Below are 20,115 nucleotides of genomic sequence, written 5' to 3'. Positions count from 1 at the left end.
CCGCTTGGGTTAATGGCGGGCCTTAGAGTTCGCGCAGCACGGGTGCTGCTTTCTGGCCCAGAATGCGCCACGTGCCGATCAGGCCTATGCCGACCGTCAGCACCAGGGCGATGACGATGGTCGAAAAGGCGACGTCCGGCAGGAAGCTTGACGGCAAATGCATGATCCGGCTGACGATGTACCAGGCCGCGACCGCGCCGGCAGCGAGCGCAAAGATCGCCGTTGCCACGCCGAGGATGAGGTATTCGTAGGTGAAGGCGCGGATCAGCATGGCGCGGGTCGCCCCCAGCGTCTTCAGCACGACGGCATCGTGGGTGCGGGCCCTGTTGCCGGCGGCAAGCGCACCGGCCAGCACCAGCACCGAGGCGATCAGCGCGATCGAGGCGGCAGCACGGATGGCTGTCGCAAGCTGGGCCACCAGGGAGTTGATCATGTCGAGCGCATCCTTGACGCGGACGCTGGTGATAGTCGGATAGGCATTGGTCACGGTTCGCAAGATCGTCGCCTCCTGCTCAGCCGTCGCCGACGGGTCTGTCAGCGTCGCCAGCCAGGCGTGTGGCGCGCCCTTGAAGGTGTTCGGGGTGAAAATCATGACGAAATTGATCGACAGCGATTGCCATTCCACCTTGCGGAAGTTGGCGATCTTCGCCGTCATGTTGCGCCCGAGCACATTGACGGTGACGCTGTCTCCGAGCTTCAGCCCTAGCGCCTTGCCTTCCTCCTGCGAGAACGACACCAGCGGTTCGCCGGTATATCCCTTGTCCCACCACTTGCCTTCGGTGATGGCGGCGTTTTCCGGCGGCGTTTCGGCATAGGTGATGCCTCGGTCGCCGCGCAGCACCCATTGGCCGGCCGGCGGGACCTGCCGCTTGGTGACGTCCTCGCCGTTGAAGGCGGTGATGCGGCCGCGCAGCATCGGCACCTCGGTGAGTTTGCCCTTTGGCGCCTGCGCTGAGACCAGCGTCTTGAAGCCCTCGAGTTCGCTGCCCTGGATATCGACGAAGAAGAAGTTTGGCGCCTGGTCTGCCATGTGGCCGGTCAGTTCGCGTCGCATGTTGCTGTCGATCAGCGTCAAGGTCACCAAGAGTGCCAGGCCGAGGCCGAGAGACAGCACGACGGATGCGGTCAGCGCGCCCGGCCGGTGGATGTTGCCGATAGCAAGCCGCAGTGCCGGCGAATTGACGCGCGGACTGCGCCTTGCGAGCCACGCCAGGCCCCACGCGACCAGCCGCAAGACTGCGAAGGCCACGGCGATGGCAACGATGAAGACGATGGCGATAAAGCGGTCGTAGGCGGTAAAGATGGCAAGCGCGGAGAGGGCTGCGAGCAGTAGCGCTGCGCCGAGCAGATAGGGCCACGACGGCAGCTTGCGGGTTTCGAAGCCCTGCTCGCGGAATAGCGCCGTCGCCGGCACTTCGCGGGCGTGGCCGAGCGGCAGGATGGCGAAGGCGAGGGTGGTCAGGAGGCCGAACAGCGCGGCCAGCGTCAGCGCGCCCGGGTAGAGGGTGGGCGCTGTCGAGACCGGCAGGAACTGCGCCATGAACTGAGACGCGAAGATCGGGGCTATCGCGCCGATCACCAGGCCGACAAGAATGCCGGCGAGCGCGATCAGGGCGATCTGGATCAGATAGATCATCACCACGACGGAGGCGGGAGCGCCGAGGCACTTGAAGGTGGCGATGGTCGTGCGCTTGCTGTCGAGAAAGGCGCGCACGGCATTGGCCACCCCGACGCCGCCGACGATCAGCGCCGTCAGGCCGACGAGGGTAAGGAATTGCGAGAAGCGGGTGATGTTGTCGGCCAGCGACGGTGCTGCCTTGTCGCTGGTGCGGATCGACCAGCCGGCTTGCGGAAAGGCCTTGTTGGCACGGTCTGCAATAGTATTCAGCCCATTGGCAGGGTCAGCCATGCGGATCTTGTAGCCATGCTCGACGAGGCTGCCGTTCTGTACCAGGCCGGAGGCTGTCAGGGCATCGGCGCTGGTGAGCAATCTCGGCGCGAAGGCAAAGCCCTCGGAAATCGCGTCCGGTTCGTTCTTGATCGTGCCTGAAATTCGCAGCTTGGCGCTGCCCAGCAGCAGTTCGCTGCCGATTTTCAGGTTGAGGCGATCGAGCAGCAGGGGCGCTACCAGTGCGCCATAGGTGCCGTCCTTTTCTGCCAGAAGCGTCGAAAGCGGCTGATCCGGTTCGGCTTCGAATTTTCCGTAGAGCGGATAGGCTTGATCTACAGCCTTGACCTCGACCAGCGACTGGTCGGCGCCATCGGGCAGGCGCGCCATCGATCGCACACCGGTCGACGCAGAGAGAGTGCCGAGGCCTTTGAGATAGGACATCTCTTCAGGCGTCGCCTCGCGATTGTTGATTTCGAAGCGCACGTCGCCGGCCAGCAGCGTCTGGCCCTGCGTTGCGATGGCATCGGTGATCGAGCGCGAAACGGAATTGACGGCGGCGATGGCGCCGGTGCCGAGCGCGATACAGGCGAGGAAGATATAAAACCCGCGCAATCCGCCACGCAGTTCGCGCAGCGCCAGCCGGAAGGCGAGTGAAAGGCGGGCGCCGCCGAGCGTCATGCGAAAATCGCCTGCTGGTCGGACGTCTTCGTGTTGTCGCTGTCGATTGCGCCGGAGCGGACGCGGATCTGGCGCGAGCAGCGGGCCGCCAGCGCGTTGTCGTGGGTGACCAGCAACAGGGTCGTGCCGCGCTCGGCCTGCTTTGCAAACAACAAGTCGGCGATCTGCCGGCCGGTATCGGTGTCGAGGTTGCCGGTCGGTTCGTCGGCGATGATCAGGGCCGGCGAGGGGGCAAGCGCGCGGGCAATCGCCACCCGCTGCTGTTCGCCGCCCGAGAGCTGGCCGGGATAATGGGTTAGACGTTCGCCCAGCCCGACGGACTGGAGCTCGCGGCGGGCGATGTCAAAGGCATCCCGCACATTGGCCAGTTCCAGCGGCACCGCGACATTTTCCAGCGCCGTCATGTTGGCGATCAGGTGGAAAGACTGGAAGACGATGCCGATGTTCCGGCCGCGGAAATCGGCAACCTTGTCTTCGCTAAGCGCATGCAGCGGCGTGTCGCGAATGATGATTTCGCCGCTGTCGAGGCTCTCCAGCCCAGCCAGCACCATCAGCAGCGTCGATTTGCCTGATCCGGAAGGGCCGACGATGCCGACGGATTCACCCTCGAAAATGGTCAGGTCGATGCCTTTCAGCACGTGCACCGACGCCGCGGCGTTGCCCAGCGTCAAATCCGCCTTCTTCAGCTCGATGATTGTTTTAGCCAATGAGAACTGCCCTATATAAGCGAAGACGTGCCGCTGCTGCGCGCACAATGCAGGCAATCTAGGGAATCGATCATGCGTTTTAAAGTTGCCGGGTTTCAATTCGTCGTCATTGCCGCTGCCCTTGTGTTCGGCCTCTGCGGTCCGGCGGCGGCCAGAACCATCCAGCTGGTCGGTCTCGGCGACAGCCTTATGGCCGGTTACATGCTGCCACCGGGCGACGGTTTTCCGGCAAAGCTCGAGGCCGCGTTGAAAGCCAAGGGGCTCGATGTCGCGGTTTCCGATGCCGGTGTGTCCGGTGACACGACCTCCGGCGGGTTGGCGCGGACAGACTGGTCAGTGCCAGACGGGACCGATGGCGTCATTCTCGAACTCGGCGCCAACGACGCGCTGCGTGGCATTGCACCGGAGGAGAGCGAGAAGAACCTCGATGCGATCATCGCAAAACTGAAGGAACGCAAAATTCCCGTTCTTCTGGCCGGCATGCTGGCGCCGCCGAATATGGGCGGGGATTACGCCGCCCGATTCAACCCCATCTACAAGCGGCTGGCCGACAAGTACCAGTTGCCGTTGTACCCGTTCTTCCTTGACGGCGTTGCCGCCCAGGCCAAGTTACAGCTGCAGGATGGCATGCATCCCAATCCTGAAGGGGTCGATGTCATGGTGCAGCGTATTATGCCACAGGTGACAAGTTTCATTGGGACGATCGCTGCGGTGCAGAAATAGACACTTGCGCCGCATTTGATTGCGTGATTCGCTGCATGTATCTGCAAAAGATTCGGGGATCTCGCCATGCCGAGACTGTTTGCCGCCCTCGAAATTCCCCGTAACGCGGCGATGAGCCTGTCGTTGTTGCGCGGTGGTCTACCGGGCGCCCGGTGGATTGACGTAGAGAACTACCACATCACCTTGCGCTTCATCGGGGACGTCGACGGGCGGACCGCCGATGAAATCGTCGAGCGCCTGGACCGGATCGAAAGGCCCGAATTCCAGATCAAGCTGGATGGCATCGGTGCCTTCGGCTCCAAGAAACCGCACTCCGTCTGGGCCGGCGTCACGCCAAATCCCGAAATGTATGCCCTGCAGGGCGAGATCGAGCGGATTTGCCAGCGGGTCGGCCTGTCGGCGGATCCCCGGAAATTCATGCCGCACGTTACGCTGGCCCGGTTGAAATCGTCGCGTCTGGACGATGTCGCGCACTATCTCTCCGGCCGCGGCAATTTCCAGACATCGCTGTTCACGGCGTCACGCTTTGTGCTGCTATCCTCTCGGGAATCGGTGGGCGGCGGTCCGTATCTGACGGAAGAGATTTTTCCGCTTCACGAAGTGCGAACTTTCCCGGCGGTTTCCAGCAAGGACTTGCAGCCGGTCAAGAGCATGCTGTAGACGCGGTCAAAATCATCCCGGCCGCCGTAGTAGGGGTCCGGGATGTCTTCGCCGGTTTCCAGCGCATAGCGATTGAAGAGATGCAGCTTGGCCGCGTTTGCGCCACTCGCCATCTTTTCGAGAACCCTTAAATTGTCACGATCAAGCGCCAGGATCAGGTCGAAACGATCGAAGTCGGCAGCTGTGATGCGGCGTGCGCGCTGGGCCGCGATATCGATGCCGTGCGCAGCGGCAACAGCAATCGAACGCGGATCGGGCGGGTTGCCCTGATGCCATCCGCCTGTGCCGGCCGAGTCGATATCGAACTCTGCGGCGCGTCCGGCGTTTAACGCCATATGTTTGAAAATTCCTTCGGCGAGCGGCGAGCGACAGATGTTGCCCATGCAGACGAAGAGGATCTTGAAACGATGCATACGAACTTTCGACTGTTCAAACGAGGGCCATTCAAATGAAATACGACAAACTTGAAGTGACGGCCATAGAAGAAAAGATGACTGGTCTCGACGGCTGGACGCTCACGGGCGACGCAAAATCGATCACCAGAAGCTTCAAATTCGCCAACTTTCGCGAAGCCTTCGGTTTCATGACGGAAAGCGCGCTTGCGGCCGAAAAGTTCGATCATCACCCAGAATGGTTCAACGTGTACTCGAAGGTCGACGTCACGCTCACCACCCATGACGCAGGCGGATTGACCGAGCAGGACTTTCGCATGGCGAAGGCAATGGACAAGGCGGCGGCTGGCCGTATCGGTTGATTGGGCAAGTGGCCGCTTCCATATGTGTCCCTCATGGGTCCCACAGGATTTTCCAGCAATGCAAGATATCAAGTTCGGCGAGATCCTTCTTCCCGGTGACGAAGATACCCGAAAGAGCCGCGAGAAGACCGTGCGCCGCAAATTCTGGCCGGCGCTTAGAAAGGCAATCCGCTACGTGCCGTTCGCGCGCGACGTGGTGGCTGCCTTCTATTGCGCGCTAGATCCGCAAACGCCGACGCGCGTGCGCGGTATACTGCTGGCGGCCCTTGCCTATTTCGTGATGCCCTTCGATATCATTCCGGATTTCATGGCCGTGGTCGGCTACACGGACGACATAGCGGTGCTGACGGCGGCGTTTCGCATGGTCAGCGGCCATATCAACGAAAGTCACTACGATGCTGCCGACCGTGCGCTGGCGGATAAACTGGATGTTGGCAAGCCGGCCTAGCAGGTGAGCGCAGGCCGACGGCGGCCTAGACTGCCTCCAGCCGTTTCTTAAGCTTGCCGAAAGCCAGCCTTATGCGCGACTTCACAGTTCCGAGCGGCAGGCCGGTGATGGCCGCGATCTCCGAGTGCGATTGGCCGAGGAAGAATGCGGCGCGCAGGAGTTCCTGCTGTTCATGCGGCAACTCGGCCATGGCGGCACGCACCTGTGCATCCCGGTCTTCGTATTCCATCACGACGTCGGCCGCCAATTCGCCGATTGGCTGCAATCCCGGATCATTATCGTCGAGCACACGAATTTTTGATCGACGCTGCAGATCGATGCGGCGATTGCGAGCTATGCGGAAAATCCAGGTCGAGAGCGAAGACCGTGCCGGGTCATATAGGCCCGCCTTGTGCCAAAGGACGATCATCACTTCCTGTACTAGCTCTTCCGCCTCTCCACCGGCCATGCGCTGTCGCAAAAGCCAGGATTTCAGCCTTGGCGCGAAGTAGTCGTAGAGATGGGAAAACGCCGTCTGGTCGCGGCGCTCTGCAACGGCCCGGGCGAGGACAGCAAAGCGCTGTTTTTCCTTCGCATCCATTTCCCCTCCACATGCCCCCAAGCTCTTGCAACTCGCAACCCACGTCCGAATGGTTTATGAGGTACAGCGGATTTTATAAACGTCAAACTCTTGCCTGAATCTTTCTGTCTTAAATCGCTATAAAGGCTGGCGATCTCGCCAATCAGGTCCATCTCTCTTCAGAAGTTTCGACAATCAATCGATCATCGCTTGACTGAATCGGCACAGTTAAGAGGCAATCGACCATCACATTGACGGTTTGGTAACCGAAATTACGCCAAAATAAGGCGCCTCGTGAATACGCATCTCCCGACGAAATTCACGTCGGGCTCTGGATCGCAAGAAACCGGCAGGAAATCATGTTTATAAAAAGCTCCGCAATCGCCCTCACGCTCGTTCTGGCCACCGCCGGCATCGCATCCGCTCAGAAAACCAAGCCAAAGGCCGCGCCTGCGGCTGCCGCCCAGACGCAATCTGCAGCGCCGACCCGCATCAAGCAGTTCGATGCCTGGGGCGCCTATTCCTACCAGTCGGGAACCGGCAAGGTGTGCTACGTCCTGTCGGTGCCGACGGCCAAGCTGCCGGCGACGGGCATCGACCACGGCGACAACTTCTTCATCGTCACCCAGCGCCCCGGCCAGAACATCTCCTACGAGCCACAGGCGATGATGGGCTACGTGCTGAAGGAAAACTCCAAGGTCAACGTGACCATCGACAACAAGACGTTCGTCATGTTCACCAAGGACAAGGCCGCATGGGTCGAGAACGCCGCACAGGAGCCTGCCCTGGTGGCAGCCATGAAGACCGGCCATTCCCTGACCGTTACCGCGACGTCTAAAAAGGGTACGGGCACATCCTACACCTACTCGCTGGCCGGCATTTCCGCCTCGCTGAAGCAGATCGAAAGCTGCAAGTAGGCTGAAGCGGGTTTCCGCTTTTCATGTTTGAAAAGCGCGGACGCAAGATCATGGAGGCTGGCCCTGGGCCGGCCTCTGGCGTTTTGAGGGGGATGACGGACGACGAAATTAGTGCTATTGCCGCCGCGAACTGCGGATGTGCCTGCGATAATGTCGCCCCTTCCGTCACCGAATTCAATTTCAATACCCTAGATCGCGCCTGCAGCTTCCTTGAAGCACGGCAGGCATCAACCTTTTGGATGATCCCATGTCCGTGATAGATGCCATGACCATTGCCAAGCCCGTTTCGGCGCCCGTCGTGCGCGGCGGCGAAGCTCTGCCGAAGCCGTCCCTGATTGGCCTGACGCGCGAGGAGATGGGGCAGGCACTGCGTGAGAAGGGCGTTCCCGAGAAGCAGGTCAAGATGCGCGTCAGCCAGTTGTGGAACTGGCTGTATGTGCGCGGCGTGTCGGATTTCGACGCCATGGTCAACGTCGCCAAGGACATGCGCGAAATGCTGAAGCAGCATTTTACCATCGCTCGGCCGGAGATCGTCGAGGAGCAGGTCTCCAACGACGGCACGCGTAAGTGGCTGATGCGTTTTCCGGCACGCGGTGCAGGACGCCCCGTCGAGATCGAAACCGTCTATATCCCGGAGGAGGGCCGCGGGACGCTGTGCGTCTCCAGCCAGGTCGGCTGCACTCTTACCTGTTCCTTCTGCCATACCGGTACGCAGCGGCTGGTGCGCAACCTGACGGCCGAGGAAATCCTCTCGCAGCTTCTGCTGGCGCGTGACCGGCTCGGAGACTTCCCGGATCGCGATACGCCTGTGGGTACCGCCATGCCGGCCGAAGGCCGAAAGGTCTCGAACATGGTCATGATGGGCATGGGCGAGCCGCTCTATAATTTCGAGGCCGTCAAGACTGCCCTGCTGATCGCCTCCGACGGTGACGGCCTGTCGCTGTCGCGTCGTCGCATCACGCTTTCGACCTCGGGCGTGGTGCCGGAAATCTTCCGCACCGGCGACGAGATTGGCGTCATGCTGGCGATATCGCTGCACGCCGTGCGCGACGACCTGCGCGACATCCTGGTGCCGATCAACAAGAAGTATCCGCTGAAGGACCTGATCGACGCGTGCCGCAAATATCCCGGCCTGTCGAACGCCCGACGCATCACATTCGAATATGTGATGCTGAAGGACGTCAACGACAGTCTCGAAGATGCCAAGGGGCTGATCCAGTTGTTGAAGGGCGTGCCGGCAAAGATCAACCTTATCCCGTTCAATCCTTGGCCCGGCAGCAACTACCAGTGCTCGGACTGGGAGCAGATCGAGAAATTTGCCGATTTCATCAACGCGGCCGGCTATGCCTCGCCGATCCGTACGCCACGCGGACGCGATATTCTCGCGGCCTGCGGTCAACTGAAGTCGGATTCGGAGCGCATGCGCAAGACCGACCGCCTCGCCTTCGAAGCCATGATGATCGCCAACCACGGCGAGGACTGACGGTCGACGGGCGAAGTCGTTCGCAACGAGCAGACGAAACTGACGGCGACCCACTTCGACGGGATTGCAACTGCGATCTTCGCGCGCGAGTTCGCTGCTCTATATCCTATCGCGCGTGCGTAAACAGGATCTTCGCCGCGAAGATCGAGAAGACGCCGGCGAAGGTGTAGTCCATGCCGCGCAAGACTTTTTTGTTGTTCTGCAGCCATGAGGCCAGCCTGTCGGAGGCGAGCACGACCAAGGCGTTGACAGGCATGCCGACCGAAATGAACAGAAAACCGAAGAACAGCAGTTTCTGGGTGACCGCCGGATCGCCTGCTGTGACGAACTGCGGCAGGAAGGTCATGAAGAAGATGATGACCTTCGGGTTCAGGAGGTTGACCCAAAACCCGCTCGCCATGTTCGACAGCGGCGACACTTTCGGCTCTTCCACGGCATTGACGCTGAGTTTCGAGCCGAAGCGGATGGCCTGAACAGCGAGCCACAGGAGATAGGCCGCGCCGCCGGTCTTCAGGATTGTGAAGGCAACCGGAGAGGCCGTGATCAGGGCCGATATCCCAAATGCCACCAGCATCGTGTGGACGACGATTCCGAGGCTGGTCCCAAGCACGACAAACAGCGCGGGCGTCTTGCCCTGCGACAGGGCGCGGCTGATCGAAAGTGTCATGTCCGGGCCTGGCGTTGCGGCCAGAAGAAGGCTTGCGGCGACAAAAGTGAGCGCCGTCGCAAAGCTCGGCAGGAAGTCCATGGCAGGCTCCTCGGATCAAAGGTTTCCAGGATGCCTACCTTGTTTAGCGGCGATTGCCAATCAGCCCTTGCCGGCGACAAAGGCCTTGAAGGCGTCATCGTACCCACCGTGCCAGCGCGACAGCGGAGGCCTGTTTTCGACGATATCGCCAGCGGCCCAAAGAATTCGTTTTTCGTCCAGCGAACGAGGCACGTCGTTGTCGGGGCAGAGGATGTAGAAATCGTCGCGCTCGAGGCTTTGCATCATGAAATCGACGGTCTGTTCCGGTGTCCAGGCGGCTGCGGGTCTCTCCGTGCGGTCGCCCTTCGTCAGGGGTGTGTAGACAAAGCCCGGTATGAGCAGGTGAGCGGTGATACGGCAACGTTCCGTGTTGCGAAGTTCATGCTGCAGCGCCTCGGTGAACGCTTTCACGCCAGCTTTCGAGACGTTGTAGGCAGGATTTCCCGGCGGCGTGGTAATGCCCTGCTTGGAGCCGGTGTTGATGATCATGCCAGGTTCGCCATGGCCGATCATGTGCTGTCCGAAGGTGCGCGTGCCGTTGATCACGCCCATCAGGTTGACGCCGAGGATGTTGTCCCAGCCGGCCTGCGGGCTGAAGATCGATGTCTCGGGGCCGATGCCGGCATTGTTCATCAGTACATGGACGCGGCCGAAGCGCTGGATGACGGTGCGCTCCAGGGCGTCCAGCGATTCCTTGTCACTGACATCGGTCTCGATTGCCATGACATGTTCGTCGCTACCATTGGAAAGGGCGATGATCTCTTCCTTTGCCTTTGCCAACTGGTCGCCACCGAGGTCTGCCAAGACGACGCTCATGCCGCGCGCAGCAAAGTTTTTGGCTGCAGCGAGGCCGATGCCGGAAGCGCCGCCGGTGATGACAGCGACGTTGGAACTTTTGAAGACTTCCTCGATATTTGCCATGGTCTGCCTACCCTCTCCAGCCCTTGTTATGATGTTGCGAGATATGGTAATTTGCCCAGCCAAGTCAAACGACGGAGGACGCCATGTCTAAACTCAAGTCTGTCACGCTGGATGAACAGATGGAGGATTTCGTCGACGAACAGGTGAACGATGGCCACTTTGCTTCCCCAAGCGCTGTCATCGACGCCGGGTTGAGGCTTCTACGCGAGCAAGCAGAAATCAATGCCATCCGTGCTGCCATCATCGAAGGGGAGCAATCGGGCCAGGCCGAACCATTCGACGCCGAGGATTTTCTGAGCGAAATGCATCGTAAACATGCCCGATAGGCAACGCCAATTTCGGCTTCTGCCGAAGGCACGCCGGGATCTGGACGGAATTTTCAGATACACGCTCGAAAAATGGTCGCTTCAGCAAGCCAATGACTACTACAGGCGGCTGACATCATGCTTCCCAGAACTGGCGCGTGGCGCCAGGCAGGGCCGCAATATTGACCACATAATCACCGGCTATTTCATTCTTCCGTTCGAATCGCATTTCATCGTTTACAAAGCCGATGCCCGCACCGTCACAATCATTCGTATCCTGCATCAACGTATGAATATTACTGCGCATCTGCGCTGAATGCCGGCTTCAGTTTTTCTTGCGCATGGCGCTAATCTCGATAAAAGTGCCGCGACATCAAGATTTGCGGCGTCCGGCGCCGCGCGCATTCAAACGGACCTCATCATCATGGTATCGCACAAAGACGTGAAAAAAGTCGTTCTCGCTTATTCCGGCGGTCTCGACACCTCGATCATCCTGAAATGGCTGCAGACGGAACTCGGCGCCGAAGTCGTCACCTTCACGGCCGATCTCGGCCAGGGCGAAGAGCTGGAGCCGGCCCGCAAGAAGGCCGAGATGATGGGCATCAAGGAAATCTATATCGAGGATGTCCGCGAAGAGTTCGTCCGCGATTTCGTCTTCCCGATGTTCCGCGCCAATGCCGTCTATGAAGGCGTCTACCTGCTCGGCACGTCGATTGCCCGGCCGCTGATCTCCAAGCACCTGATCGAGATCGCCCGCAAGACCGGCGCCGATGCCATCGCCCATGGCGCCACCGGCAAGGGCAACGACCAGGTTCGTTTCGAACTCGCGGCCTACGCGCTGAACCCCGATATCAAGATCATCGCCCCCTGGCGCGACTGGAACTTCAAGTCGCGGACAGACCTGCTGGCCTTTGCCGAAGCGCACCAGATCCCGGTTGCCAAGGACAAGAAGGGCGAAGCGCCGTTCTCGGTCGATGCCAACCTGCTGCACTCGTCCTCCGAGGGCAAGGTTCTGGAAGACCCGTCGCAGGAAGCGCCGGAATATGTGCATATGCGCACCATTTCTCCGGAATCCGCACCCGACAAGGCGACCATCATCAAGGTTGGCTTCGAGCGCGGCGATGCGGTGTCCGTCAACGGCATCAGGATGAGCCCGGCGACCTTGCTGGCCACCCTCAACGATTACGGCCGCGACAACGGTATCGGCCGTCTAGATCTGGTCGAGAACCGCTATGTGGGAATGAAGTCGCGCGGCGTTTACGAGACGCCCGGCGGCACGATCCTGCTGACCGCCCACCGGACGATGGAATCGATCACGCTCGATCGCGGGGCTGCGCATCTGAAGGATGAACTGATGCCGCGCTATGCGGAGCTGATCTATTTCGGCTTCTGGTACTCGCCGGAGCGCGAAATGCTGCAGGCGGCGATCGACAAGAGCCAGGAGCATGTCGAGGGCGAAGTGACGCTGAAGCTCTACAAGGGCAATGTCATGGTCATCGGCCGCGAAAGCCCGAAGTCGCTTTATTCCGACAAGCTGGTCACCTTCGAGGACGACCAGGGCGCCTACGACCAAAAGGATGCAGCCGGCTTCATCAAGCTCAACGCCCTGCGCCTGCGCACGCTCGGCAAGCGCAACCTGTCGAACTGAGCCATCGAGCCTAGACAAATCCTGTCACCGTTGATGGTGGCAGGCATCTCGCTCGGGAAAATTCAGCTGTCCGTGATCGGGGCGTTTTCGATTGCGGGTTGTTCGACTTTCTGCAGGTTGAGCCGGAAGCTTTTGAGGGCCTTGCTCACATCGCACAAAGCCTGCTCGTCCAGCCCCATCGTTGCTTCCTGCTGTACGGCCGCGATTTCGATGCTGATGGCGCGGATCATGTCTTCGGCAGCATCCGACAGGAGTATCCGCTTTGCACGGCGGTCCAGGGGGTCGGGCTGACGTTCGATCAGCCCGCGGGCCTGCAGGCGGTCGAGGAAAGCGCTGACCGTCATCGGCTCCAGCCCCATGCGTATGGCGATGTCGAGCTGTCGGCTGCCGTTGACCGCAGCAATCTGAACAAGGGTTCTTGCCTCGCCGGCCGTGATTCCAAGGCCAGCCGACGAGATCCGTTTCTCGAAAGCCATTCGCATCAGCCGTGCACAATCGGCTACGAGAAATGCGAGCGTATCCGTATCTATTGTGATGCTCATTGCGTTTCTCGGCTCTTTATCGCGGTTCTCTCTGGTTTTCCTTAATCACTCTATAGCGTGAACACAATTGAATCTTTGCCGGCGACAAGGGCGCCTTGACGCCCGCAGTGCCGGCGTTAAGCTGGCCGCAAATCAAGCGGAAACCGTGCCATGACCTCCTCCCTGATTGCCGGCACTTTCCTTGCCGCACTGTTTTACGTGCTCATTCCCGGTCCGGCTTTTCTGGCGCTGCTGGGAATAGGCGCTGGCCAGGGGCGAAGGGCGGGGGCACTTTTCATGTGCGGCCATCTGTTCGGCGATCTGATGTGGTCTGCCCTGGCCTTGACCGCAATCATCGGTGCGCGGACCATCGGAAGCCTCGTGTTCGATCTTCTTGGCCTGTTCTGTGGCCTCTATCTCGCCTGGATCGGCTGGCACGCGGTGACTGCCAAGCCTCGGGTCGACGGAGCGGCGATGATCGCAGTCGAACGCCCCTTTCGACGCGGCCTTATCTTCGGCGTCACCAATCCGAAGGGTTATCCGGTGGCGCTCGCGACCTTCACGGCGCTTGTCGCCGGTTCGGCCAGTGCCTTGCAGTTCAGCGAGCTTCCGTTGCTGCTGGGCGTTGCCTTTGCCGGGTTCGTGGCCGCCGATATCATTCTCATCGGTATCATCGGTGCCGGGGCCGTGCGTCGGCTCTATCGGTCCCACGAACGCGTCATCGTGCGCTGCTCCGGGGTTTTGTTCATGGGCTTTGCTGCGCAGGCGCTCTGGCATTCCGCGCCGGGGCTGCTTGGGTGGCGCAGGGCCTGATGCCTTTCCAACACGTCGCCGCCGCACCGTTTTGCCGGCAGGCTGCGATCACCATACCATTGCCGGCCCGGCGTTCTTATATGCCCGTGACCAATCTGATGCCGAAAGGATGTCCCATGTCATCGCAACTCTCCGTCAATCCCGCCCTCGTCGAATGGACAGGGCATGAGGGACTGCCGCACTTCGACCGCGTCCATGACGCCGATTTCGGGCCGGCCTTCGATGCGGCGATGGAACTGCACAACGTCGAGATCGACCAGATTGCCAACAATCCGGAGCCACCGACTTTCGCCAACACCATCGTCGCCCTGGAGATCGTCGGCGACGAGTTGTCGCGCGTCTCGTCGCTGTTCTGGAGCAAGGCCGGTGCCCATACCAACGACGTGATCCAGGGTCTGGAGCGCGAGATCGCGCCCAAGATGTCGCGCCACTATTCGAAGATCGGCATGAACGCCGCGCTGTTTGCCCGGATCGATGCACTCTGGGAAATGCGAGATACGCTCGGCCTGACGCTCGAGGAAAGCCGCGTGCTGGAGCGTCATTGGAAAGGTTTCGTGCGCTCTGGCGCAAAGCTCGCAAAACCGGAGCAGGAGCGGCTGGCTGCAATCAACGAGACGCTGGCAGGCCTCGGCGCCAGCTTCGGCCAGAACGTGCTGGCCGACGAGAAAGGCTGGGCGCTGGTGCTGTCCGACGCGGCCGATCTTGCCGGCCTGCCGGGTTTTGTCACCGAGGCCATGGCGGCAGCTGCAACGGAGCGTGGCGATGCAGGCAAGTACGCGGTGACGCTGTCGCGTTCGATCATAGAGCCGTTCCTGACTTTTTCCGAGCGTCGCGACCTGCGCGAGCAGGCGTTCGAGGCCTGGGTGGCGCGCGGCCGCAACGGCGGGGAGACGGACAATCGCGATATCATCCGCCAGACGTTGGCGCTGCGTTTCGAAAAGGCGAGGTTGCTCGGCTATGGCAATTATGCCGAACTGAAGCTCGACAACACCATGGCGAAGACGCCCGAGGCGGTGAACCATCTGCTGACCACGGTCTGGGCCAAGGCAGTCGCCAGGGCGCGGGAAGAAGAGACGGATATTGCGGCCTTGATCAAGGCGGGCGGTGGCAACCACGATGTCATGCCCTGGGACTGGCGCTTCTATTCGGAAAAGATCCGCACGGAGCGGTTTGATTTTTCCGAGGCCGAACTGAAGCCATACCTGCAGCTCGACAAGATCATCGCTGCCTGCTTCGACGTTGCCGGCCGCCTCTTCGGCCTTCATGCCGTCGAGATCCACGATGCACCGGCCTATCATCCCGATGTCCGCGTCTTTGAAATCCGCGACCGCTCAAACAAGCTTGTGGCAATGTTCCTCGGCGACTATTTTGCTCGGCCGTCGAAGCGGTCCGGCGCCTGGATGAGCGCCTTCCAGTCCCAGCACAAGCTGCCGTTGAAGAACGGCGCGGTGGGCGAGCGGCCGATCATCTACAACGTCTGCAATTTCGCCAAGCCGGCCGAAGGCAAGCCGGCGCTGCTGTCGATGGGAGATGCCTACACGCTGTTCCACGAGTTCGGCCATGCGCTGCACGGCATGCTGTCCGATGTCACCTACCCGTCGGTGGCCGGTACGGGCGTATCGCGCGATTTCGTCGAATTGCCGTCACAACTCTACGAGCACTGGCTGACGGTGCCCGATATCCTGAAGACCTATGCCGTCCACTACCAGACCGGCGAGCCGATGCCGCAGGCGCTGCTCGACAAGGTCCTGGCCGCCCGGACCTTCAACTCCGGATTCAACACCGTCGAGTTTACCTCGTCGGCTCTCGTCGACATGGCATTCCACACGCGCGGGCCGGTCGAGGATCCGATGGCGGAACAGGCAAAGATACTGGCCACGCTCGGCATGCCGCAATCGATGGTAATGCGCCACGCCAGCCCGCATTTCCAGCACGTCTTTGCGGGTGACGGATATTCGGCCGGCTACTATTCCTACATGTGGTCCGAGGTGCTCGACGCCGACGCCTTCGCAGCCTTCACGGAAACCGGCGATGCGTTCAACCCCGAGATGGCCGAGAAGCTGAAGGCTCACATCTATTCGGTCGGCGGCTCCATCGACCCGGAAGATGCCTACCGGGCGTTTCGGGGAAAACTGCCGAGCCCGGATGCCATGCTGGCGCAAAAAGGCTTGGCCGCATAAGGCTTTGTGCCGGCGGTTGATCAATTGAACAGCATACCCTGTCCCAGCCATGCGATTGCGCTGGGGCAGGGAAGACGCGGCTTTGTCGCGCCCCCCCTTTCGCAAATGCGAAAAACAGGCTATGAGCGCCTCAACCGAAGATAAGGGCCGCGCAATTGGCTGCCCGCAAACCCTCCGAGTAGCCCATATGTCTATGCGAAATATCGCGATCATCGCGCACGTTGACCACGGCAAGACGACGCTTGTCGACGAACTCCTGAAGCAGTCCGGTTCGTTCCGCGACAACCAGCGCACCGTTGAGCGCATGATGGATTCGAACGAACTTGAAAAGGAACGTGGCATCACGATCCTGGCCAAGGCGACCTCGGTCGTCTGGAGAGACGTTCGCATCAACATCGTCGATACCCCTGGCCACGCCGACTTCGGCGGCGAAGTCGAGCGTATCCTTTCGATGGTGGACGGCGCTATCGTTCTGGTCGATGCTGCCGAAGGTCCTATGCCGCAGACCAAGTTCGTGGTCGGCAAGGCGCTTAAGGTCGGCCTTCGCCCGATCGTCGCGATCAACAAGATCGACCGTCCGGACGCGCGTCACGAAGAAGTCGTCAACGAAGTTTTCGACCTTTTTGCTGCGCTCGACGCCACTGACGAACAGCTCGACTTCCCGATCCTCTACGGTTCCGGCCGTGCCGGCTGGATGAACACTGCACCTGAAGGTCCTATGGACCAGGGCCTCGGCCCGTTGCTCGACCTCGTGCTCAAGCATGTTCCGGAGCCGACCGTTGGCGAAGGCGCGTTTCGCATGATCGGGACGCTGCTCGAAGCCAACCCCTTCCTCGGCCGCATCATCACCGGTCGTATCCATTCCGGCTCGATCAAGTCGAACCAGCCGGTCAAGGTCATGGGCGTTGACGGAAAGACGATCGAAACCGGTCGTATCTCGAAGATCCTCGCTTTCCGCGGCATCGAGCGCCAGCCAATCGACGAAGCATTTGCAGGCGACATCATTGCAATCGCCGGTCTCTCGAAGGGCACGGTTGCGGATACATTCTGCGATCCGTCGGTCACCGAGCCGCTGCACGCACAGCCGATCGATCCGCCGACCGTTACCATGTCCTTCATCGTCAACGACAGCCCGCTTGCAGGCACCGAAGGCGACAAGGTTACCTCGCGCGTCATTCGCGACCGCCTCATGAAAGAAGCCGAAGGCAACGTCGCGCTGAAGGTTGAAGAGTCGGAAGCCAAGGATTCGTTCTACGTGTCCGGCCGCGGCGAATTGCAGCTCGCCGTTCTGATCGAAACCATGCGCCGCGAAGGCTTCGAGCTGGCTGTGTCGCGTCCCCGCGTCGTCATGCACGATGACGAGAACGGCAACAAGCTGGAGCCGATCGAAGAAGTCGTCATCGACGTCGACGAAGAGCATTCCGGTATCGTTGTGCAGAAGATGTCCGAACGCAAGGCCGAGATGGTCGAACTCCGTCCGTCGGGCGGCAATCGTCTGCGTCTGGTATTCTACGCGCCAACACGCGGCCTGATCGGCTACCAGTCGGAACTGCTGACGGATACTCGCGGCACCGCCGTGATGAACCGTCTCTTCCACAGCTACCAGGCTTACAAGGGCGACATCGGCGGCCGTAGCAGCGGCGTGCTTCTGTCGAACCAGTCCGGCGAAGCCGTAGCCTATGCCATGTTCAACCTGGAAGATCGCGGCCCGATGATGATCGAGCCTGGTGAAAAGGTTTACGCCGGCATGATCATCGGCATTCACACACGTGACAACGACCTCGAAGTCAACGTGTTGAAGGGCAAGCAGCTGACCAACATCCGGTCGGCCGGCAAGGACGAGGCAGTTCGCCTGACGCCGCCGATCCGCATGACCCTCGACCGAGCGCTTTCCTGGATCCAGGACGACGAACTGATGGAAGTCACGCCGAAGTCCATCCGCCTGCGCAAGACCTATCTGGACCCGAACGATCGCAAGCGTTTCGGCAAGAAGAGCGCGTAAGGCTTTTCGGCACTTAGAAGACCTCAAACCCCGGTGCTTGCATCGGGGTTTTTTATTTGCATGTTCGATTTTTGGTCTCTTGTGACGCCCGTTAAAAAAGAGTTAACGTTTGGCGCACGTCCACACATAAAGCCTGTGGGCAAACGGTTCCCGGCAATATTGCTGGATGGTTAATTTGCAGTTGCCGGGCCAGAGTAGGCGTTATGAAAACGTTATCGATTGATGTCCGGCGGGCTGAACCGCATGATGCCCGAGCCATTTCGGAGACGCATCGGCTGTCCTGGCAGTATGCCTACACCGGCATCATTCCACACCGCGCACTGTCGCAGATGATCGAGCGGCGCGGCGAAGCGTGGTGGCGCCGGGCGACACGCGGACCGGCGACCCTGCTCGTTCTCGACGTTGCCGGCACTGTTGCAGGCTATGCGACACTTGGCCTCAACCGGGCGCGCGCGCTGCCGCAGGAAGGCGAGATCTACGAGCTTTATCTCCGTCCGGAATATCAGGGGATCGGCCTCGGCCGTCTGCTGTTTGGCGAAGCACGGCGCCTTCTGAAGTCGCTCGGCTGCAAGGGCATGGTCGTTTGGTGCCTCGAAGACAACGAGAATGCCGAACGTTTCTATCGCAGTCACGGTGGGCTCGACTTCTGCGAGGGGCTCGAGACCTTCGGCGATGAGCAGGTAAAGAAGATCGGCTTCGTCTGGCCGTGAGGCAGGCTGGCGACGGCGGTCGCCGGGCCCCAATGCGGAGGCGGTCGTAATTTTGCCGACAATTCATCGGTAGGTGTCGCGGTTTTTGGCCTTGGCTCAAACCGGGCCATGCATTCGAAGCCCTGTTGCCTTACCGGTTATTTCCGATTAAGTGGCTGGCAGCTATCATAGTTTAGGGGACTCCCATGCGCATCGACGCAATTTCCATTGGTAAAAATCCACCTGAAGACGTCAACGTCATCGTCGAAGTGCCGGTCGGCGGCGATCCGATCAAGTACGAAATGGACAAGGAAGCCGGCACGCTGGTGGTCGATCGTTTCCTCTACACGCCGATGACCTATCCGGGAAATTACGGCTTCGTGCCGCACACGCTGTCTGAAGACGGCGACCCGATCGACGTACTGATCGCCAGCACCCGGCCGCTCATCCCCGGCTGTGTCATCAATGTTCGCCCGATCGGCGTACTGATGATGGAAGACAATTCCGGCAAGGATGAGAAGATCATCGCCGTTCCGTCGCCGAAGCTGACGCTGCGCTACGAGAAGGTCAAGGAATACACTGACCTGCCTGATATCACCATCAAGCAGATCGAGCATTTCTTCCAGCATTACAAAGACCTGGAGCCCGGCAAGTGGGTGAAGATCTACGGCTGGAAGGGTGCCAAGGAAGCTGGCGAGATGATCCTCGAAGCTATCGCCCGTCACAACGCGGCCGAGAAGAAGGCCTGATCAGGCTTCTAAGACAGCATCGAGAGCATTGCTTATTTCCTCCGGGTCGCCATCGATCCGGAGGATTTTTTTGCGCGCTGTGTCGCCGGATATGATGCTGATGGAGGATTTCGGCAGGCAGAGCCTTTTCGCCAACAAGGCGACCAGCGCCTTGTTGGCCTTTCCCTTTTCGGGCACATCGCTGACGCGCACCTTGAGATAGACCTCGCCATCGGCGCCGGTTTCGATGCCTCCGATCTCATCGCGGCCGCCATTCGGTGTCAGCCGGACGGATAATCGGACATTGTCTGCAAGCTTGCGCCAGGCGCTGCTCACATCGTCAGTTGAAGGAGGGCCGGGTAGACGGTGTTATGCAGTACCGCCTGGATGAAGAAGATGATCAACAGCACGACGATCGGAGAAATGTCGATGCCGCCGAGGTTCGGCAGGATGCGCCGGAGGGGATTGAGGACCGGCTCGGTGACATTGAAGAGGAAGCGGCCGACCGAGTTCACGAACTGGTTGCTCGAATTGATCACGTTGAAGGCGTAGAGCCACGAGAAGATGGCGCTGGCTATCAGGATGTAGACGTAAAGCTGCAAGACGATATCAATGACTTGAAAGAGCGCCAGAAGTATTCCGGACATGTACGTCTCCATTTCGCGATTGACAGACATGTAGACATTGGCGAAGGCGCGAGCAAGTGGTATGCCCGCCGGCACGATGAATCATGTTTAACG

At 60.2% G+C, this 20,115-nt stretch carries 23 protein-coding genes; 14 read left to right on the top strand and 9 right to left on the bottom strand.

Translation table 11 applies throughout. The features are described 5' to 3' along the window. Positions 1-22: 22 nt before the first annotated feature. Positions 23-2,569 (bottom strand): ABC transporter permease, encoded by a 2,547-nt coding sequence (locus PR017_RS14540; protein WP_111219678.1) that lies wholly within the window; start codon positions 2,567-2,569, stop codon positions 23-25. Next, positions 2,566-3,276, bottom strand: a complete 711-nt coding sequence (locus tag PR017_RS14535; RefSeq protein WP_111219680.1) for an ABC transporter ATP-binding protein — start codon at positions 3,274-3,276, stop codon at positions 2,566-2,568. Before PR017_RS14535 ends, PR017_RS14540 begins: the two co-directional genes overlap by 4 nt. 72 nt (positions 3,277-3,348) lie before the next feature. Here PR017_RS14535 and PR017_RS14530 point away from each other — a divergent pair, with 72 nt between their 5' ends. Both PR017_RS14530 and thpR read left to right on the top strand, forming a co-directional pair. Then, positions 3,349-3,999, top strand: a complete 651-nt coding sequence (locus tag PR017_RS14530; protein WP_111219682.1) for an arylesterase — start codon at positions 3,349-3,351, stop codon at positions 3,997-3,999. 66 nt (positions 4,000-4,065) lie between these two features. Continuing rightward, a complete protein-coding gene (gene thpR, locus PR017_RS14525) occupies positions 4,066-4,659 on the top strand; it encodes an RNA 2',3'-cyclic phosphodiesterase (RefSeq protein ID WP_111219684.1) in 594 nt (197 codons plus the stop codon). Here the strand turns inward: thpR and PR017_RS14520 are convergent. Beyond that, entirely contained in the window at positions 4,593-5,072 is a 480-nt protein-coding gene (locus PR017_RS14520) for a low molecular weight protein-tyrosine-phosphatase (RefSeq protein WP_111219686.1), read from the bottom strand. The two genes, thpR and PR017_RS14520, sit on opposite strands and share 67 nt — an antisense overlap. Positions 5,073-5,107: 35 nt before the next feature. On the opposite strand from PR017_RS14520, the gene PR017_RS14515 reads away from it, so the two are divergent. Both PR017_RS14515 and PR017_RS14510 read left to right on the top strand, forming a co-directional pair. Continuing rightward, positions 5,108-5,413, top strand: coding sequence for a 4a-hydroxytetrahydrobiopterin dehydratase (locus PR017_RS14515; RefSeq protein ID WP_111219688.1), 306 nt, complete (start codon positions 5,108-5,110; stop codon positions 5,411-5,413). A gap of 58 nt (positions 5,414-5,471) precedes the next feature. After that, positions 5,472-5,861: a YkvA family protein gene (locus PR017_RS14510; RefSeq protein WP_111219690.1), complete on the top strand. Its 390-nt coding sequence runs from the start codon at positions 5,472-5,474 to the stop codon at positions 5,859-5,861. Positions 5,862-5,886: 25 nt separating this feature from the next. Here the strand turns inward: PR017_RS14510 and PR017_RS14505 are convergent, their stop codons facing one another. Next, positions 5,887-6,441, bottom strand: coding sequence for a sigma-70 family RNA polymerase sigma factor (locus tag PR017_RS14505; RefSeq protein ID WP_111219692.1), 555 nt, complete (start codon positions 6,439-6,441; stop codon positions 5,887-5,889). A gap of 338 nt (positions 6,442-6,779) precedes the next feature. Here PR017_RS14505 and PR017_RS14500 point away from each other — a divergent pair, with 338 nt between their 5' ends. Both PR017_RS14500 and rlmN read left to right on the top strand, forming a co-directional pair. Beyond that, positions 6,780-7,337: an invasion associated locus B family protein gene (locus PR017_RS14500; RefSeq protein ID WP_111219694.1), complete on the top strand. Its 558-nt coding sequence runs from the start codon at positions 6,780-6,782 to the stop codon at positions 7,335-7,337. Positions 7,338-7,584: 247 nt separating this feature from the next. Further along, positions 7,585-8,820, top strand: coding sequence for a dual-specificity RNA methyltransferase RlmN (gene rlmN / locus PR017_RS14495; protein WP_111219696.1), 1,236 nt, complete (start codon positions 7,585-7,587; stop codon positions 8,818-8,820). 106 nt (positions 8,821-8,926) lie between these two features. Here the strand turns inward: rlmN and PR017_RS14490 are convergent, their stop codons facing one another. Together PR017_RS14490 and PR017_RS14485 are read right to left on the bottom strand one after the other, a co-directional pair. After that, a complete protein-coding gene (locus PR017_RS14490; RefSeq protein WP_111219698.1) occupies positions 8,927-9,568 on the bottom strand; it encodes a LysE family translocator in 642 nt (213 codons plus the stop codon). Positions 9,569-9,628: 60 nt separating this feature from the next. Next, entirely contained in the window at positions 9,629-10,489 is an 861-nt protein-coding gene (locus PR017_RS14485; protein ID WP_111219700.1) for an SDR family NAD(P)-dependent oxidoreductase, read from the bottom strand. Positions 10,490-10,572: 83 nt separating this feature from the next. Here PR017_RS14485 and PR017_RS14480 point away from each other — a divergent pair, with 83 nt between their 5' ends. The 3 genes from PR017_RS14480 (at position 10,573) to PR017_RS14470 (ending at position 12,442) form a co-directional block, all read left to right on the top strand. Then, on the top strand, positions 10,573-10,815 hold the full coding sequence (locus PR017_RS14480; protein WP_111219702.1) for a type II toxin-antitoxin system ParD family antitoxin: 243 nt from the start codon (positions 10,573-10,575) through the stop codon (positions 10,813-10,815). Beyond that, a complete protein-coding gene (locus PR017_RS14475; protein ID WP_111219704.1) occupies positions 10,805-11,110 on the top strand; it encodes a type II toxin-antitoxin system RelE/ParE family toxin in 306 nt (101 codons plus the stop codon). The genes PR017_RS14480 and PR017_RS14475 overlap by 11 nt, the downstream gene beginning before the upstream one ends. A gap of 108 nt (positions 11,111-11,218) precedes the next feature. Next, entirely contained in the window at positions 11,219-12,442 is a 1,224-nt protein-coding gene (locus PR017_RS14470; protein WP_111220027.1) for an argininosuccinate synthase, read from the top strand. Positions 12,443-12,504: 62 nt separating this feature from the next. On the opposite strand, the gene PR017_RS14465 is transcribed toward PR017_RS14470, so the two are convergent. Further along, a complete protein-coding gene (locus PR017_RS14465) occupies positions 12,505-12,984 on the bottom strand; it encodes a MarR family winged helix-turn-helix transcriptional regulator (protein WP_111219706.1) in 480 nt (159 codons plus the stop codon). Between the two features lie 150 nt (positions 12,985-13,134). On the opposite strand from PR017_RS14465, the gene PR017_RS14460 reads away from it, so the two are divergent. The 5 genes from PR017_RS14460 to ppa all read left to right on the top strand — a co-directional run bounded on the left by PR017_RS14460 (position 13,135) and on the right by ppa (position 19,396). Further along, on the top strand, positions 13,135-13,776 hold the full coding sequence (locus PR017_RS14460) for a LysE family translocator (protein WP_111219708.1): 642 nt from the start codon (positions 13,135-13,137) through the stop codon (positions 13,774-13,776). A gap of 116 nt (positions 13,777-13,892) precedes the next feature. Beyond that, entirely contained in the window at positions 13,893-15,956 is a 2,064-nt protein-coding gene (locus tag PR017_RS14455) for a M3 family metallopeptidase (protein ID WP_111219710.1), read from the top strand. A gap of 187 nt (positions 15,957-16,143) precedes the next feature. Then, complete coding sequence (typA, locus tag PR017_RS14450) at positions 16,144-17,958, top strand: translational GTPase TypA (RefSeq protein ID WP_111219712.1); 1,815 nt, start codon at positions 16,144-16,146, stop codon at positions 17,956-17,958. A gap of 203 nt (positions 17,959-18,161) precedes the next feature. Next, complete coding sequence (locus tag PR017_RS14445) at positions 18,162-18,668, top strand: GNAT family N-acetyltransferase (protein WP_111219714.1); 507 nt, start codon at positions 18,162-18,164, stop codon at positions 18,666-18,668. A 185-nt stretch (positions 18,669-18,853) separates the two neighbouring features. Beyond that, positions 18,854-19,396, top strand: coding sequence for an inorganic diphosphatase (gene ppa, locus PR017_RS14440; protein WP_111219716.1), 543 nt, complete (start codon positions 18,854-18,856; stop codon positions 19,394-19,396). On the opposite strand, the gene PR017_RS14435 is transcribed toward ppa, so the two are convergent. Further along, positions 19,397-19,711, bottom strand: a complete 315-nt coding sequence (locus PR017_RS14435) for a DUF167 domain-containing protein (RefSeq protein WP_111219718.1) — start codon at positions 19,709-19,711, stop codon at positions 19,397-19,399. Continuing rightward, positions 19,708-20,052: a YggT family protein gene (locus PR017_RS14430; protein ID WP_111219720.1), complete on the bottom strand. Its 345-nt coding sequence runs from the start codon at positions 20,050-20,052 to the stop codon at positions 19,708-19,710. Before PR017_RS14430 ends, PR017_RS14435 begins: the two co-directional genes overlap by 4 nt. Positions 20,053-20,115 lie beyond the last annotated feature (63 nt).

The organism is Rhizobium tumorigenes (genome assembly GCF_003240565.2).
GTDB classification, from domain to species: Bacteria; Pseudomonadota; Alphaproteobacteria; order Rhizobiales; family Rhizobiaceae; genus Rhizobium; species Rhizobium tumorigenes.
Note: the sequence above shows the minus strand (reverse complement) of the source record. Positions and strands in the feature narration are given on the sequence as shown.